Below are 13,879 nucleotides of genomic sequence, written 5' to 3' on the forward strand. Positions count from 1 at the left end.
TTTAAATGGGGCAAGTAGGCCGCAAGTATACAGTAGTTGCACTTACTGTTTGGTTTTCGTAGTCAGAAAGGTGTATAATTTGGGTATAAAAAGAAAGTGGTGAGTATGTGATTATTCCAAAAGATTTAGAAGAATTGGCAACGTATGTGGAACATGGAAAAAATGTGTTCTTTTTTACCGCTGATTGGTGTGGGGATTGTCGGTATATCAAACCGCAATTACCTGAGATCGAGGCGGATTTTCCAAATTATCAGTTCATTGAAGTCGATCGAGACAAATTTATGGATGTCGCTGTTGAATGGTCGATATTTGGTATTCCAAGTTTAGTGGTGATCGAAGATGGCAAGGAGCTTGGACGTCTTGTCAATAAAGACCGTAAAACGAAGGAAGAAATCGAAACATTTTTAGCAAGTGTTCAATAAAGAACGGAGGATATTCAAATGGATGCACAAAGATATCAAAACATATTAGTCGGAATCGATGGATCAGAACAAGCCAAAGATGCCTTTAAAAAAGCCGTTGAAGTTGCACGACGCAATCAAGGAAAGGTCTATGTTGCAACGATCATTGATCAACAAATGCCGACGATGATGGGGTATGCGCCATTAGATAGCTCAATTCTTGAGCAGGAAAAAGATACGGCCCAAAACATGATCGATGAATGCAAAGCCTATGCAGATTCAGTGGATTTCCCGTTAGTTGAAGGGGTGATTGCTTATGGATCGATCAAAGATGCGCTAGCGACACAATTGCCTGATCAATACGATATCGATTTGATCATGGTGGGACAATCTGGTTTGAACGCTGTTGAACGGTTTATGATGGGTAGTGTGGCCAGCTATGTGATTAGAGAAGCACGTTGTGATGTGCTGATCGTTTCACCGCAAGACACAGAAAAGGATTGATCTTTAAAAGAATGGATAGCTGCTTAACCTAATCAACGCTGTATCAACCCGCTAGGATCTGCCAAGCGAAGTAGCAGCGCTGATGGGTTGGGCAGTTTTTTGCTGTTTTTGTGAGAGAAATCAAAGAGATCGGTCGAAATACGATGACGAATCAGCAAAAATTTGTTAAGATTATGGGCGGAATGATTGAAGGAGGAAAGTACGTGATTTTTGCATATAACAAAGAATACGTGAGTGATACATTGATGGTGATCACTGAAAATGATAAAGGATTGGCGCAAACAGTTTCTCGCATAGACAATGTCGCGCAAATCAAAAATGAAGAAGACACGATTGTCGGTTGGAACTTTTTTGGCATTTCAGATGTCATGCCTATCGATGGCAGAGGTCAAGTCGAACTAACCGATGCCCAAGTGGATCAATTGAATGAATTGATCGCAGCAGCAGGGTTTACGGAACGTTTGACTAGCGATCATGCACCAAAGATCGTTGTTGGCTATGTGCAAAGCTGCGAAGAACATCCTGATAGTGACCATTTATCTGTGACGCAAATCGATGTTGGCAACGAGGAAATACTGCAAATCGTTTGTGGTGCAGCCAATATCCGAAAAGGCTTGAAAGTCGTGGTTGCAAAACCTGGTGCCATGATGCCTGATGGGCTATTGATTTGGCCTGGTACATTGCGGGGCGTTGAAAGCTTTGGTATGGTTTGTTCAGCCAAAGAATTGCAATTACCCAATGCACCAATGAAAAAGGGAATTTTGGAATTGCCGCAAGATGCAGTTGTCGGCAGTGCCTTTCCAACTGGAAAAGCATAAAAAAACGCTCCGCCACTTCCTGTTTTTGTGGCGGAGCGTTTTTGCATGCGTATGCTTAGTTGCTGCTATTTGTTGTATCATTGATCGATGTATCCACGGATAATTCTACAGTTGCTGTTTTTTCTTCTTCACCACGGTAGAAAGTCAATGTGATGGTATCGCCAACTTTATGTTTGTATAGCGCAGATTGTAAATCAGTTGTAGAACTAATGTCTGTGTCATCAACTTTGGTAATGACATCATATTGTTGCAGACCAGCTTGTTCTGCAGGTGTGGCATTGTTGACTGAGTAGACAACGACACCGGCTGTGACAGACGTTGGCACTTTCAAGATTTGTTCTTGTTGTTGCGAGGTGATCGAGCTGAGATCGATCGTACGGATACCCAATGCAGGGCGTACCACTTTACCGTCAGATTCTAATTGATTGATGATTTCAACCACATCGTTACTTGGGATCGCAAAGCCCATCCCTTCGACGCTCACACTAGAAGTTGATTCTGACGTGCTGGCAATTTTACTTGAATTTATCCCAACCACTTGACCATCAACATTGATCAGTGGACCACCTGAGTTCCCAGGGTTGATTGCTGCATCTGTTTGGATGGCATTGATGCTGACTGTTTCGCCGGAATCATTTTGGCTCGTCACTTGACGATTCAAGGATGAGATGATCCCTTGTGTGACTGAATTGGCGTAATCAGATCCTAAAGGAGAACCGATCGCAATGGCAGGTTCGCCAACTTTAAGTGCGCTGGAATCACCAAATGTTGCGACTGTTTCAACTTTGTCTGAAGCAATTTTGATGACAGCTAAATCTGTATAGGCGTCAGTACCCACCAACTCTCCTGACACTTTAGAACCGTCTGAAAGGACGACTTCTAGGCCCGACTGACCTTCAACGACATGGTTATTGGTTACGACATAAGCTGTATCGCCATCGACTTTATAGATAACGCCACTACCTTCAGAAGCAGCTTCTAAAGTACTATCGTCGCTGGCGTTTTCATCAGACTGTGTATTTTGGCCGCCTTGTTGACCAAAGAGACTGCCAAAATCGTTGGTTTGACTTTGCTGCAAGTTGATGATCGACACCACAGCACCTTGTACTTTTTCGACGGCTTGTGTAACATCGCTTGTGACATCCAGTTTTACATTAGAAACGGTTGTTTCTCCGCTTGAATTTTGAACACCTGTCGTGGTGGTTGAATTGGTGCCAGTGAGTGAAGAACCCATAGCTAAGTATAGACCGCCAAAAGTTAAGAGCCCGCCGATAACACCGCCTAAAATACCAATACCTAATTTTTTAAATAATCCAGAAGAAGGTTTCTTTTCTGGTGTAACATCTTTTCGTTCCATTTTATTTTCCCCCTTGCTAATTATTCCGTTATAATTAGTATATTCTTTCTATCTGAGATTAGTCTACTAAGAGACTTTGAAAAATTTATGAAGAAGTTTGGGAAGAATTTGTTTTAAATGATGAACATTCGCTTTTTATTTCATCCAATAATGAAAAAATATCTGTATTAGATTGTACTGATTTCAGAAAGGAATCTGCTATGAATATCAAAATTGTGACTGTTGGTAAATTAAAGGAGAAATATCTTGTCCAAGGGATCAATGAATATGCCAAAAGAATCGGTGCCTATGCCAAATTAACCTTTGTCGAAGTGCCTGACGAAAAAGCGCCAGAAAATTTGAGCAATGCCCAAATGATGCAAATCAAAGAAAAAGAAGGGCAAAGAATTTTGTCTAAAATCAAAGAGACTGAATATGTTTACGCATTGGCAATCGAGGGGCGCAATCCCACAAGCGAAGCATTTGCGAAACAAATCGATCAATTGGGCATCCAGGGCAAAAGTCAATTGGTTTTCGTGATCGGCGGTTCATTAGGCTTGAGCGAAGCCGTCATGCAACGCAGTGATGCGCAGATTTCATTTGGCAAAATGACGTATCCCCATCAATTGATGAAATTGATATTGGTGGAACAAATTTATCGTGCGTTTCGTATCAATACCAACGCCCCTTATCACAAATAGTCCTTTGATGAAAGCAGCATTCTGCATTACAATAGAAATAAGAGACATGAGGAGGAAACAACATGAACAATAACGACCGATTACTTCGCTTAAGATACGCGGTTGATATCAAAGATACGGATATGGTCAAAGCCTTTGAATTAGGTGGACATCCGGTGAGTAAAGAAGAAGTGCGGGAGATGCTGACCAGAAACCATGAGGCCCAAACAGACGATGACAAAGAGAACGTCTACCTAAAGGCAATCAATAACCAAGTGCTAGATTCATTTTTGAATGGCTTTATCACGTTGAAACGCGGACCGCAAAAAGAACAAAAAGAGATACCGCAACAAAAAAGCAAAGACATCAAACATATCAATAATATTCTATTGAAAAAGGTTAAAATTGCCTTGTTTCTTACCAGTGAAGATATGCTGGCGATATTTGCTGAAGCAGGAATTTACCCGACAAAAGGCGAACTAGGGGCGATTCTGCGAAAAGAAGGACATCGGAATTTTAAACCTTGCGGCGATAAATATGCGCGGAACTTTTTGAAAGGATTAGGATTGATGTATCGGAAGGAAGAAAATCGCGGATGATATGTTAATGATCGGCGAGATAGAATAAAAGACATATTGGCTTCCTTTAGGAAGCCAATATGTCTTTTATTCTATAGTAAAGCCGTTTGTTTTTGGTGTGTCTTTTTTAAACGCCAACCTAAGAAATAACTTCTAGCGTAGAGGTCTAATCCAATGGCTATCCAAACACCTGCTATCCCCATCTGAAGCACTGAACCCAACAAGAGCACCCCAATCACACGAATCCCCCACATCCCAAACAAAGTGCTATATAAAGGTGTTTTTGTATCTCCCATACCTTGAAGAACGGCTGTTAAAATCAAACTGATGGCGAGTCCAGGCTGATTAAAAGCATCGATGCGCAAAGCAGTCACGACTTGTGAAATCACTGATGGGTCTGAGGTAAACCAATGAGCAAATAAAGGTGCGCCAACAAATAAGCAGATTCCCAATACACTCAAAATCAAAACGGCATACTTACAGGCAATATAAGTAATATTTTTTGTTTCTGTAAAATCTTTTTTTCCGATACTGATACCTATCATGGTCGCTGTTGCTGTTGCGATGCCATATGCGGGCATGTAGACAAAACTTTCGATACTGCCAGCAATCGAATGCGCAGCGTAGGTTTTAGTACCGAGTGCAACGATCAAGCCAAAATATAAGACTTGACCCAAGCGCATGGCCAACCGTTCTAAAGCTGCCGGTATGGTCAAATGGATTAAAGGTGAATAATGATTTATATGCAATATACCTGTTAATGAGAAGGCAAGCGGTGATTTTTTTACTTTGAGGTAAAGCAAGAAGGTCCCTGCCAAGCGCGCTATCACTGTCCCAATCGCTGTTCCAATAACACCCAACGCTGGAAATGGCCCCACGCCAAAAATAAGTACAAAATCTAACACAATATTGATCAAATTTGAAATTACACCAACGTACATAGGTGATTTAGTGTCACCAGTTGCCCTAAGCATGCTGCCAAAAGAAGTCATCGTCCCTATCAGCATCGCTGTATCGCCAACAAGTTGAAAAAAAGGTTTGGCTGCGGCAAGTGTTGTCTGATCAGCACCCATCAAACGCAGTAAAGGGGTGGCGAAAAAGAGACTGACAAGCCCAAATAGCAATCCGACGACGAACGTCAAAAGCAAGGACTGTTGTGCAACTTCTTTGGCTTTTTCACTCGTATTGGCACCAATATGCCGTGCAATCAATGAAGAGGTTCCAATACCAAGTGCAATAAAAACAGCTAAGTAAACATTGAGTAATGCATTGGCAACACCAATTCCAGCAACGGCTATGATCCCGATTTGAGCAATCATCAAAGCATCGATAAATCCGACAGATGTTTCTAAAATATTTTCGACCATAGCTGGAAACGCCATTTTCAGGAGCTGACGATCGAGGGTTCTCGTTGGCGTGATTTTGCGATTATGTGCCATATGATGCACCCCTTTATTAATTTATTTTATTGTATTGTGTGATGACCCGGCGCAAAGTTTCTATTTCGGCAGTTAAATCTGCGCCATCATGGACATGCATCAATGAATGGTCAGCTTGTGCTTCTAGCAGTATCTGGCTGATTTTTTGTAGGGCTGCTCTTGAAGCGTTTAATTGGATCATAATATCGGCAATTTCTTTATCATCGATAACCATTTTTTTGATTCCTTTGATTTGTCCTTCAATACGGTTTAATCGTTTGATCAATGCATCTTGTCGATGATCGTTGGTGTGTGACATAAATATTTCCTCCTTATCAATATACCCCTATAGGGTACATAATCTACTTTTTTTCTCGTACTGTCAATAATAAAGAACAATTATTACCGAATGAGCAAAGAAATCATTGGCGTTTACAACACCAAGAGAATGGCTTATGATGGAACTTGACTATTAACAGACTAGTTTTTTGACTAAAAGGAGCAAATCATAGATGCGCAATATCAAATTGACGATCGAATACGATGGCAAGCGTTACTTAGGCTGGCAACGGCTAGGCGACAGTGACAAGACGATTCAAGAAAAAATAGAAGGTGTCATCAAGTTACTAACGAATGAAGAGATCGAAATTGTTGGTTCCGGTCGAACGGATGCTGGAACCCATGCTCGAGGTCAGGTTGCCAATTTTAAAACAACTGTGACAACACCATTGGCAGAGATGCAGCAATTTTTCAACCGGTACTTGCCGCAAGATATCGTGGTCAACCATATCGAAGAAGTCCCAGAACGGTTCCATGCGCGGTATCATGCAGTAGGCAAACAATATAGTTATTATGTGTGGAACAACCCGATTCCAACCGTCTTTGAACGCAGCCGTAGTTTCCATTATCCGCAGACACTAAATAGAGAAAAAATGCAGCAAGCTGCTGATCGATTGATTGGTACACATGATTTTATTGGTTTTTCCGCTTTAAAAAAATCAAAAAAGTCAACGACGAGAACGATTGAATCAATCACGATCACGCAAGAGGGCAGCATGATCCACTTTACCTTTAAAGGCAATGGTTTTTTGCATAAGATGGTCCGGATCGTGACGGGTACGCTATTGGCTATTGGGGCTGGGGAATTGGATGAAACGATCATTGACCAAGTCTTGACTGAAAAAGTACGGCAAGCGGCTGGTGAAACGGTTCCTGCCCACGGACTTTTCTTAGATAAAGTTGACTATTGATGCATAGAAAGTGGTGAGAGAAATGATTACATTGAAATCACAAAGAGAAATCGAGCAAATGAACGTCTCCGGTCGTATTTTAGCTGGTATCCATGAGAAGTTACGTACCTTCATCAAACCTTGTATCACGACCAATCAAATCAATGCCTTTGTCCAAAATGAAATAGAAGCCGCCGATGCGACCGCAGCTCAGATTGGTTTTGAAGGATACGCGTATGCGACTTGTATTAGTGTCAATGAAGAAATTTGTCATGGCTTCCCTTCAAATTATGTCTTAAAATCAGGAGATGTTGTGAAAGTCGATTTTTGTGTCGATTATCATGGTGCGATTTCTGATAGTTGTTGGACATATGCTGTTGGTGAGATTTCTCCAGAACACCAGGAGTTGATGGCTGTTACCAAAGAAGCCTTACGGTTAGGGATCGAGCAAGCTCAAGTAGGGAACCGTGTGGGGGATATTGGTCATGCCATCCAAAGTTATGCAGAAGCACAAGGCTTTGGCGTGGTACGTGATTTTATTGCCCATGGAATCGGACCAACGATCCATGAAGAACCCTTTTTTCCGCATTTTGGCTTGCCAGGCAAAGGCTTGCGCTTGCGTGAAGGGATGACGATCACGATTGAGCCAATGATCACTACCGGCACTTGGCGCATGAAAATGGATGACAATGGGTGGACGGCCCGAACAATCGATGGCGGTTACTGTGCCCAGTACGAGCATTCGATCGCTATCACCAAAGATGGTCCGGTGATCATGACTTTACAGAAATCAGAAACAGATTGATTTTGAGCACAATAATCAGAATGATCAAGAAAAGGCAGAAGCGATTTCTGTCTTTTTTTGGCACTTCATTAGGCGAAAAAAGCCATTATATGATACAGTTTTTTTATAGAAGGAGCGCTGGAATAAGAGAAACGGAGGCATCTGCTATGGAAGCAAATCAAGTCGTTTTGGCCACATTATATAATTTGATTTTGAATGAAGGCACGAGGCAATGGGAACGAGCGCAATTGATTCAAGCAAAAAATGAAATCGAAACCAATCAGTCCCAACACGCGTTGTCCCAACTTGAAGCCACCTTACGTCCATTGGCTCTGCGACAGAATTTGACCCCGGATGTCATGGACTTTTATCACACGTTGATTGGAAAAAAATCAGCATCGATGCAATGGCCTTCAGTGAAGGAACAGCGCAACCGAGACGAGACTGTTACGGAAACCGCGATATTTGCCGGTGGCTGTTTTTGGTGTATGGTGGAACCTTTTGAAAACCACCCAGGCATCATTTCGGTCTTATCCGGGTATACGGGCGGTCATATAGCCCGTCCAACTTATGATCAAGTATTGACCGGCAGCACTGGGCATGTTGAAGCAGTGGAAATCATTTTTGATCCGGCGATCATCACATATAAAGAATTGCTGGCTATTTATTGGGGGGTGACCGATCCCACCGATGCCTTCGGACAATTTCAAGATCGTGGTGTTTATTATCGCCCAATTATTTTTACGTCGACGAAGGAACAATATCAAGAAGCCCTGGCGTCAAAAAATCATCTGCAAAAAACCATCAAGGATCCGCAACCGATCGTCACAAAAATCATCCCTGCAACAAGATTTTGGCCTGCTGAAAATTTGCATCAGCAGTTTTATTTGAAACAACCAAAACGCTACCGCCAAATCAAACGTACCCGCAAACAATTGCAGAGGTTCAAAAGGATGACCGTCTGGTTCAAAATGATCTTTGCCCAAAAGAAAAACTGATTTGCCTGATCAGAGCATTTTGATCAGGCAGTGACGTTTAACAAAATGGATAGACAGACTAAAGGAGGTATCTCATGTGTATTAGGTTTCATGCAATCAATCAATCTGATGCCGTATTTTTGGCAGATGTGTTAAAAAAATCTTTTGATTCAGATAGTGAATTGGCTTTTGGGAAAGGGGTCAAGTTAGGCCCGCCTGGATATGACGATGGTACATTGTGCGAAAAAATCTTACAAGATACTTCGCTACAAAAGCTGATTATATCCTACAAACAAGAGAACTGTGGTATTTTGGTATACAAAGACGGTGAGCCTTCTACCATTAGCTACTTTTGTTTAGATCCACGTTTTATTGGACAAGGAATCGGTACGCGGACATGGAAAGCGTTTGAAGTAAATAAGAAGGGAATTTGGCAAGTAGAAACACCAGATTTTTCACTGAGAAATCATCATTTTTATCAAAAATTGGGGTTTAAACAAATCGGAGAAAAAAGTTATGGAGACCAATCCAAATCATTCCTATTTGTAAAACACCTGTAATTTTTTTAGGTTCATCTTAACTTTTTTATTTTTTCAAGAAAACACGAATAATTATTTCGTGTTTTTTTGTTTTGATTGGCTAAAGTGGATCTGAGTGAGTAGAAACAGCGATTTGTTTGTTTGATGTTGGGAGACAACTTTCGTGTTTAGGGGCAAATGATCAAAATGAAAATACAATATATTGTGTTTATTAACGGTTTTTTTGGCATAAACAACTATATGTAGTGTTTACTTTTTTCGTAGAACGTGTAAAATAGCTTGTGTAGTTTAGAAGGAGATGGTTGCATGAAAGTTACTGTATTTTGTGGTGCGCAGTTTGGTAAAGATCCCCAAATGGCCAGCATTGCACGGGAAATAGGTCATTATTTAGCAAAAAATCATATAGAATTGGTTTACGGGGGCTCTTTGTCGGGACTGATGGGGGAAATCAGTGAAGGGGTCATTGAGAACAATGGTGCCGTTACAGGTATATATCCCCTTGGACTATTTGCCGACGAATTACCTAGAACATCTGGATACGGTACCTATACATCCATTTTTACCGATTCAATGGCAGAACGGAAGGAACAATTGATTGGATTAGGCGATGGATATCTTGTATTACCTGGAGGATTTGGTACACTAGAAGAGTTATCGCAAGTTCTTTCATCGATTGCGATCGGACTGATTCCTTCAAAGCCAATCGGTGTGTTAAATATAGATGGCTTTTATGATGGACTGCAACAAGTATTGAACGCTTTTGGTGAAGGACAGTTTGCCAACGTGCAAGTCTTGGAAAGCGTGCGTTTCATGGAGGATCATGAGGCATTGGTTGATTACTTGATAGATGAGATTGGCAAGGAGCAGATGGTAGGATGATCAATATTTATTTGGCTGGTCCGTTCTTTTCAGAAGAGCAAATCAATAGAATCACGGCTGTCGAAAAACATATAGCCAAAAATCCGCAGGCACTGCAGGTCTATTCACCACGGTTGCATCAAGATGGACATGCTGCGCCGCAAACAGCAGAGTGGGCACGAGAAATTTTCGATCGTGATATGTCTGCTTTAGAACAAGCCGATGTTGTATTGGCTATTCTGGATTATCAAGGGGGCATCACAGACCCAGGAACCGCTTTTGAAATCGGTGCTGCCTATAGAATGAACAAAACGATTGTCGTTTATCACGAGCAGAAAACGCCCGTAAATATCATGCTGACGGAATCAACACAAGCTTACTTGACGAGTTTGTCAGCACTTGAAACATATGATTTTAAGCAACAAAAACGAATCGCATACGTAGGCGAATATATTTAAAAAGGATGGATGAATGTGTTACTGATTGCAGGTACGATAGGTGCAGGGAAAAGTAGTTTGACTGCTTTCTTATCAAAGGAAATGGCGTCAAAACCTTTTTATGAAAATGTGGAAGACAATGACGTGTTGCCATTATTTTATTCAAATCCTGAGCGCTATGCTTTTTTATTGCAAATTTTCTTTTTGAACAAGAGCTTTCTTGGGATGCGAGAAGCCTTATCTAATGACGATAATGTGATCGATCGTTCCATATATGAGGATAGCTTGATGTTCCATTTGAATGCCGATCTAGGTCGGATCGCCCCTTTGGAAGTGGAACAGTATGACAATTTATTGAATACTATGCTGAAAGAATTAGAAGAATCAGCACCTGAAAAACATCCTGACTTAATGGTGCATATCAAGGTATCACTGGATACGATGATTGCGCGGATCAACAAACGGGGCCGTTCGTATGAACAAGTGGCCAATGATCCAACGCTATATGACTATTACAAAGAATTAAACCAACGCTATGATGCTTGGTATGAAGCCTTTGATGTGTGTCCTAAAATGCAGATCGATGGGGATCAATTAGATTTTGTTGATAATGAAGAAAATCTGTCGGTCATTTTAGACATGATCCAAGAAAAACTGGCAGAAGTGCGCAGTGACAAACAAGCAGGAAACTATTGTACAGATAATGTGGTTGCCAAAGGCGATTTCTCTAAGAGCGAGTAATCTGGTTCAATCAACAAAAGATATACCCACATCGAAAAAGACATGTAGACCTTTATTTGGACTACATGTCTTTTTCGATGTTAATAATTTATTTCGATTCATAACTATATAACTTTACCGTACCAGACAAGTATTCTCCTAAGTAGATCGCTGAAATACGATCAAACCCCTGATCCTGGACTTGTTTTTCCAGCCATTCTATATCTTGGTGAATCAATTCGAGAACATCAAAATTGGGTAACCCGTCGACTATGATTGGATAACGGATATTCTCGTCGCCAAACTCAATGATTGTCAACTGTCCATTTTGTTCTAGGACAGCGCGCTTGACCTTTTCAACTTCATAGATGCCGACGGATCGTAATTTGAACATCAATTCATTGGCGGATAATCCATTTTTCAAACACTCTTTGACATTGACTGTACCGTTCTCGACCAAAGAAATGGGGTGTCCATCCACCAGCCGCTTGACGAAGTGATTGTGCTCTTTGGCAAATTTCAAAATGAAAATCAATAGCGTCCAAATAATCAGTACAAGGATAAATTGCAAAACAGTGATTGATTCATTATAAATGACACCACCAATAATTCCCCCCAACACATAATTTTGAACTTGATCCATCGATGAACTTGGCGCCAAATTACTTTTTCCCATAAGATTGATTTGAATGATCAAACAGATGATACCTAAAGTAAATTTAATCAAAATGGGTGTATACAATTGCATGTGCTCACTCCTCTATTCTTGTGATATCTGTTGTCGTCAAGTAGGCTTCTTCCAATGTATAGGCGCTAAAGTCGGCATTAAGGGATACACGATAGTAGTGGTCATTGAATGTGACTAGTACACCATCCGTCAGTTGTGTTGTATTGACAAAGACTGTATTTTCATCGACATGCTGGTCTTCAGCTAATCGCTGGAGGAAGTTGACCATTTGAGAGGACTGAGATATTTGGCTTTCGCTCTGCGTGTAATCAGAATATTGGACACCGGATACAAACAGTAAAAAGAGCAATGCAATGATACTTAGATCTCGATACTTTGTTTGCATGCGATGGCGCAAGTATAGACTAAAGACGATGATCAAAATGAATAGGGAAGCGAAAATAAAAAAATATTTGACATAATCGATCAGATTCGATTGTTGCTGTAAGTAACGTAACCCATAGAAAGTCATTGTTTTCCTCCGATGATTGGCTTGTTTGCACAAAATTAATTTTACAGTAAAATATCTCAGATTGCGATGATTATGGATAGCGTTTGGGGATGATTTTGAATGAAATCAACATTTTCTGAAAATAGATTTGCTAATTTCTATTTTGCTCCGTATACTAATTAAGGAACGTTTGTTTTTTATTACATATTTCTGATCAATAGAGAAGGGAGGAAAATCATGAAGAAAAAACGTACGCTATTGCGTCCTTTAGGCTCTGGGTTGGCGATGGGGGTCCCGCTTTTGTTAGGTATCTTATTAAAAGATCCGTTGATTAGTTCAGTCGGCGCCATGGGGGCTTTTTCTTATTTGGCGTTTCAACATGTCTCATTCCTTTATAATTTTAAAGCAATTTTGCTTCATGGTGGTGCGTTGCTGTTGGCATTCATATTAGGTGCATTGACTGCTTTAGCGCCTTGGAGTGCGCCTTTTATTATTGGCTGTTTGTCTTTTTCGGCTTTTTTACTTTCAAAAGTCTATCGCATCCCAAAACCAGATTATTTCTTTGTTCTGATGCTTTATGCAACTGGGTTTAATTTTCATGCTGTGGCAGTTGCGGATATTTTCCATCAGAGTTCGTATTTGCTTTATGGTTTGGCAGGATCGATCGTATCAGGTTTGTTGATCTCACTGGCAGAAGGATTGCCGTTACATAGCGAAACAACAAGATTTCAACGATTGTCAATGAAAGATAAGTATTATTTAGCATTGTACCAACAGCCTGAAATGGTATTGAAAGCACTCCATTTTTCCATGGTTTTATTTATCGCCACGTATATTGCCTATTTGCTAAGAGAAAGCAATGGCTATTGGATCTTGATCTCTGCGGCTGCAGTGCTAGCCGGCGAACATATGGAGAAAATCAAGAATCGTACGATTGGCCGTGTGCTTGGCGGAATCGTTGGCTTGCTTCTTGGATTTTTATTGATGTCTTTACATTTATCTTTACCGGCATTGGCCGTCGTTTTGATCATTTTAAATGTTTTGACAGAATTGTATATGCCAATCAATTATACAGTTGCCAATTTTTTTACCAATCCACAAGTATTGCTGTTGATGACGATCGGCAGTAGTTTTACCCCGCTGCAATTGATTCCGTTGCGTTTTTCAGGTGCGTTGATCGGTAGTTTGCTGGCGATGATTTTGATTTTTGTCATGGATTGGTCCTTGAAACAGATGGAACAAAGCATGATTCATTTTAAAGAGAAGTAGAGGTAATAGACAAGAAAAAAAGCTGTCAGTGCAAACTGACAGCTTTTTTTTATATTAAGGTGAATGTGAACAACTGGACACCATTCGTGTCAATGGTTGAAAAATGGCGGAACCGATCCGTGATCATGCGATCAAAAACATGCAGTTTCATCA

General features: G+C 40.8%; 18 protein-coding genes. 13 read left to right on the forward strand and 5 right to left on the reverse strand.

Annotation, left to right across the window (positions count from 1 at the left end; all coding sequences use genetic code 11):
• The first annotated feature begins 107 nt into the window (after positions 1-107).
• The 3 genes from IGI41_RS03535 to ytpR all read left to right on the forward strand — a co-directional run bounded on the left by IGI41_RS03535 (position 108) and on the right by ytpR (position 1,723).
• The gene (locus IGI41_RS03535) at positions 108-422 is read left to right on the forward strand and encodes a thioredoxin family protein (protein ID WP_430611345.1); all 315 of its coding nucleotides are present in this window, start codon (positions 108-110) and stop codon (positions 420-422) included.
• An 18-nt stretch (positions 423-440) separates the two neighbouring features.
• Positions 441-905, forward strand: coding sequence for a universal stress protein (locus IGI41_RS03540; protein ID WP_430611346.1), 465 nt, complete (start codon positions 441-443; stop codon positions 903-905).
• Positions 906-1,108: 203 nt separating this feature from the next.
• Positions 1,109-1,723, forward strand: coding sequence for a YtpR family tRNA-binding protein (gene ytpR, locus IGI41_RS03545; protein WP_430612713.1), 615 nt, complete (start codon positions 1,109-1,111; stop codon positions 1,721-1,723).
• A gap of 55 nt (positions 1,724-1,778) precedes the next feature.
• On the opposite strand, the gene IGI41_RS03550 is transcribed toward ytpR, so the two are convergent.
• Positions 1,779-3,080 carry a S1C family serine protease gene (locus tag IGI41_RS03550; RefSeq protein WP_430611347.1) on the reverse strand — a complete coding sequence of 434 codons (1,302 nt, stop codon included), beginning with the start codon at positions 3,078-3,080 and terminating at the stop codon, positions 1,779-1,781.
• Between the two features lie 200 nt (positions 3,081-3,280).
• Between IGI41_RS03550 and rlmH the strand changes: the two genes are divergently transcribed.
• Together rlmH and IGI41_RS03560 are read left to right on the forward strand one after the other, a co-directional pair.
• Positions 3,281-3,760 carry a 23S rRNA (pseudouridine(1915)-N(3))-methyltransferase RlmH gene (gene rlmH, locus IGI41_RS03555; RefSeq protein ID WP_430611348.1) on the forward strand — a complete coding sequence of 160 codons (480 nt, stop codon included), beginning with the start codon at positions 3,281-3,283 and terminating at the stop codon, positions 3,758-3,760.
• Between the two features lie 62 nt (positions 3,761-3,822).
• The gene (locus tag IGI41_RS03560) at positions 3,823-4,338 is read left to right on the forward strand and encodes a DUF1456 family protein (RefSeq protein ID WP_430611349.1); all 516 of its coding nucleotides are present in this window, start codon (positions 3,823-3,825) and stop codon (positions 4,336-4,338) included.
• Between the two features lie 71 nt (positions 4,339-4,409).
• Here IGI41_RS03560 and IGI41_RS03565 read toward each other — a convergent pair whose 3' ends face one another.
• Positions 4,410-5,756 carry an MATE family efflux transporter gene (locus IGI41_RS03565; RefSeq protein ID WP_430611350.1) on the reverse strand — a complete coding sequence of 449 codons (1,347 nt, stop codon included), beginning with the start codon at positions 5,754-5,756 and terminating at the stop codon, positions 4,410-4,412.
• A 16-nt stretch (positions 5,757-5,772) separates the two neighbouring features.
• Positions 5,773-6,054, reverse strand: coding sequence for a metal-sensitive transcriptional regulator (locus tag IGI41_RS03570; RefSeq protein WP_430611351.1), 282 nt, complete (start codon positions 6,052-6,054; stop codon positions 5,773-5,775).
• 193 nt (positions 6,055-6,247) lie between these two features.
• Between IGI41_RS03570 and truA the strand changes: the two genes are divergently transcribed.
• The 7 genes from truA to IGI41_RS03605 all read left to right on the forward strand — a co-directional run bounded on the left by truA (position 6,248) and on the right by IGI41_RS03605 (position 11,300).
• On the forward strand, positions 6,248-6,985 hold the full coding sequence (truA, locus tag IGI41_RS03575) for a tRNA pseudouridine(38-40) synthase TruA (protein ID WP_430611352.1): 738 nt from the start codon (positions 6,248-6,250) through the stop codon (positions 6,983-6,985).
• Between the two features lie 22 nt (positions 6,986-7,007).
• A complete protein-coding gene (gene map, locus IGI41_RS03580) occupies positions 7,008-7,769 on the forward strand; it encodes a type I methionyl aminopeptidase (protein ID WP_430611353.1) in 762 nt (253 codons plus the stop codon).
• A gap of 146 nt (positions 7,770-7,915) precedes the next feature.
• The gene (gene msrA, locus IGI41_RS03585) at positions 7,916-8,746 is read left to right on the forward strand and encodes a peptide-methionine (S)-S-oxide reductase MsrA (RefSeq protein ID WP_430611354.1); all 831 of its coding nucleotides are present in this window, start codon (positions 7,916-7,918) and stop codon (positions 8,744-8,746) included.
• A gap of 74 nt (positions 8,747-8,820) precedes the next feature.
• A complete protein-coding gene (locus IGI41_RS03590) occupies positions 8,821-9,285 on the forward strand; it encodes a GNAT family N-acetyltransferase (RefSeq protein WP_430611355.1) in 465 nt (154 codons plus the stop codon).
• A gap of 285 nt (positions 9,286-9,570) precedes the next feature.
• Positions 9,571-10,143 (forward strand): TIGR00730 family Rossman fold protein, encoded by a 573-nt coding sequence (locus IGI41_RS03595; RefSeq protein ID WP_430611356.1) that lies wholly within the window; start codon positions 9,571-9,573, stop codon positions 10,141-10,143.
• A complete protein-coding gene (locus IGI41_RS03600; protein WP_430611357.1) occupies positions 10,140-10,580 on the forward strand; it encodes a nucleoside 2-deoxyribosyltransferase in 441 nt (146 codons plus the stop codon). The genes IGI41_RS03595 and IGI41_RS03600 overlap by 4 nt, the downstream gene beginning before the upstream one ends.
• A 9-nt stretch (positions 10,581-10,589) precedes the next feature.
• Positions 10,590-11,300, forward strand: a complete 711-nt coding sequence (locus IGI41_RS03605; RefSeq protein WP_430611358.1) for a deoxynucleoside kinase — start codon at positions 10,590-10,592, stop codon at positions 11,298-11,300.
• 88 nt (positions 11,301-11,388) lie between these two features.
• Here IGI41_RS03605 and IGI41_RS03610 read toward each other — a convergent pair whose 3' ends face one another.
• Both IGI41_RS03610 and IGI41_RS03615 read right to left on the reverse strand, forming a co-directional pair.
• Complete coding sequence (locus IGI41_RS03610) at positions 11,389-12,027, reverse strand: DUF421 domain-containing protein (protein ID WP_430611359.1); 639 nt, start codon at positions 12,025-12,027, stop codon at positions 11,389-11,391.
• Between the two features lie 4 nt (positions 12,028-12,031).
• Complete coding sequence (locus IGI41_RS03615) at positions 12,032-12,478, reverse strand: DUF3290 domain-containing protein (RefSeq protein WP_430611360.1); 447 nt, start codon at positions 12,476-12,478, stop codon at positions 12,032-12,034.
• A 216-nt stretch (positions 12,479-12,694) separates the two neighbouring features.
• On the opposite strand from IGI41_RS03615, the gene IGI41_RS03620 reads away from it, so the two are divergent.
• Positions 12,695-13,726 carry an FUSC family protein gene (locus IGI41_RS03620; RefSeq protein WP_430611361.1) on the forward strand — a complete coding sequence of 344 codons (1,032 nt, stop codon included), beginning with the start codon at positions 12,695-12,697 and terminating at the stop codon, positions 13,724-13,726.
• The last annotated feature ends 153 nt before the right edge of the window (positions 13,727-13,879 follow it).

The sequence above is a fragment of the Enterococcus sp. DIV0876 genome (genome assembly GCF_050529585.1).
Taxonomy (GTDB): domain Bacteria; phylum Bacillota; class Bacilli; order Lactobacillales; family Enterococcaceae; genus Enterococcus_D.

Excerpts from the sequence above, each read along its gene's own strand:
- IGI41_RS03540 (WP_430611346.1), top strand. The coding sequence starts at position 441 with ATGGATGCACAAAGATATCAAAACATATTAGTCGGAATCGATGGATCA.
- IGI41_RS03550 (WP_430611347.1), bottom strand. The coding sequence starts at position 3,080 with ATGGAACGAAAAGATGTTACACCAGAAAAGAAACCTTCTTCTGGATTA.
- rlmH (WP_430611348.1), top strand. The coding sequence starts at position 3,281 with ATGAATATCAAAATTGTGACTGTTGGTAAATTAAAGGAGAAATATCTT.
- IGI41_RS03560 (WP_430611349.1), top strand. The coding sequence starts at position 3,823 with ATGAACAATAACGACCGATTACTTCGCTTAAGATACGCGGTTGATATC.
- IGI41_RS03565 (WP_430611350.1), bottom strand. The coding sequence starts at position 5,756 with ATGGCACATAATCGCAAAATCACGCCAACGAGAACCCTCGATCGTCAG.
- IGI41_RS03570 (WP_430611351.1), bottom strand. The coding sequence starts at position 6,054 with ATGTCACACACCAACGATCATCGACAAGATGCATTGATCAAACGATTA.
- truA (WP_430611352.1), top strand. The coding sequence starts at position 6,248 with ATGCGCAATATCAAATTGACGATCGAATACGATGGCAAGCGTTACTTA.
- map (WP_430611353.1), top strand. The coding sequence starts at position 7,008 with ATGATTACATTGAAATCACAAAGAGAAATCGAGCAAATGAACGTCTCC.
- msrA (WP_430611354.1), top strand. The coding sequence starts at position 7,916 with ATGGAAGCAAATCAAGTCGTTTTGGCCACATTATATAATTTGATTTTG.
- IGI41_RS03590 (WP_430611355.1), top strand. The coding sequence starts at position 8,821 with ATGTGTATTAGGTTTCATGCAATCAATCAATCTGATGCCGTATTTTTG.
- IGI41_RS03595 (WP_430611356.1), top strand. The coding sequence starts at position 9,571 with ATGAAAGTTACTGTATTTTGTGGTGCGCAGTTTGGTAAAGATCCCCAA.
- IGI41_RS03600 (WP_430611357.1), top strand. The coding sequence starts at position 10,140 with ATGATCAATATTTATTTGGCTGGTCCGTTCTTTTCAGAAGAGCAAATC.
- IGI41_RS03605 (WP_430611358.1), top strand. The coding sequence starts at position 10,590 with ATGAATGTGTTACTGATTGCAGGTACGATAGGTGCAGGGAAAAGTAGT.
- IGI41_RS03610 (WP_430611359.1), bottom strand. The coding sequence starts at position 12,027 with ATGCAATTGTATACACCCATTTTGATTAAATTTACTTTAGGTATCATC.
- IGI41_RS03615 (WP_430611360.1), bottom strand. The coding sequence starts at position 12,478 with ATGACTTTCTATGGGTTACGTTACTTACAGCAACAATCGAATCTGATC.
- IGI41_RS03620 (WP_430611361.1), top strand. The coding sequence starts at position 12,695 with ATGAAGAAAAAACGTACGCTATTGCGTCCTTTAGGCTCTGGGTTGGCG.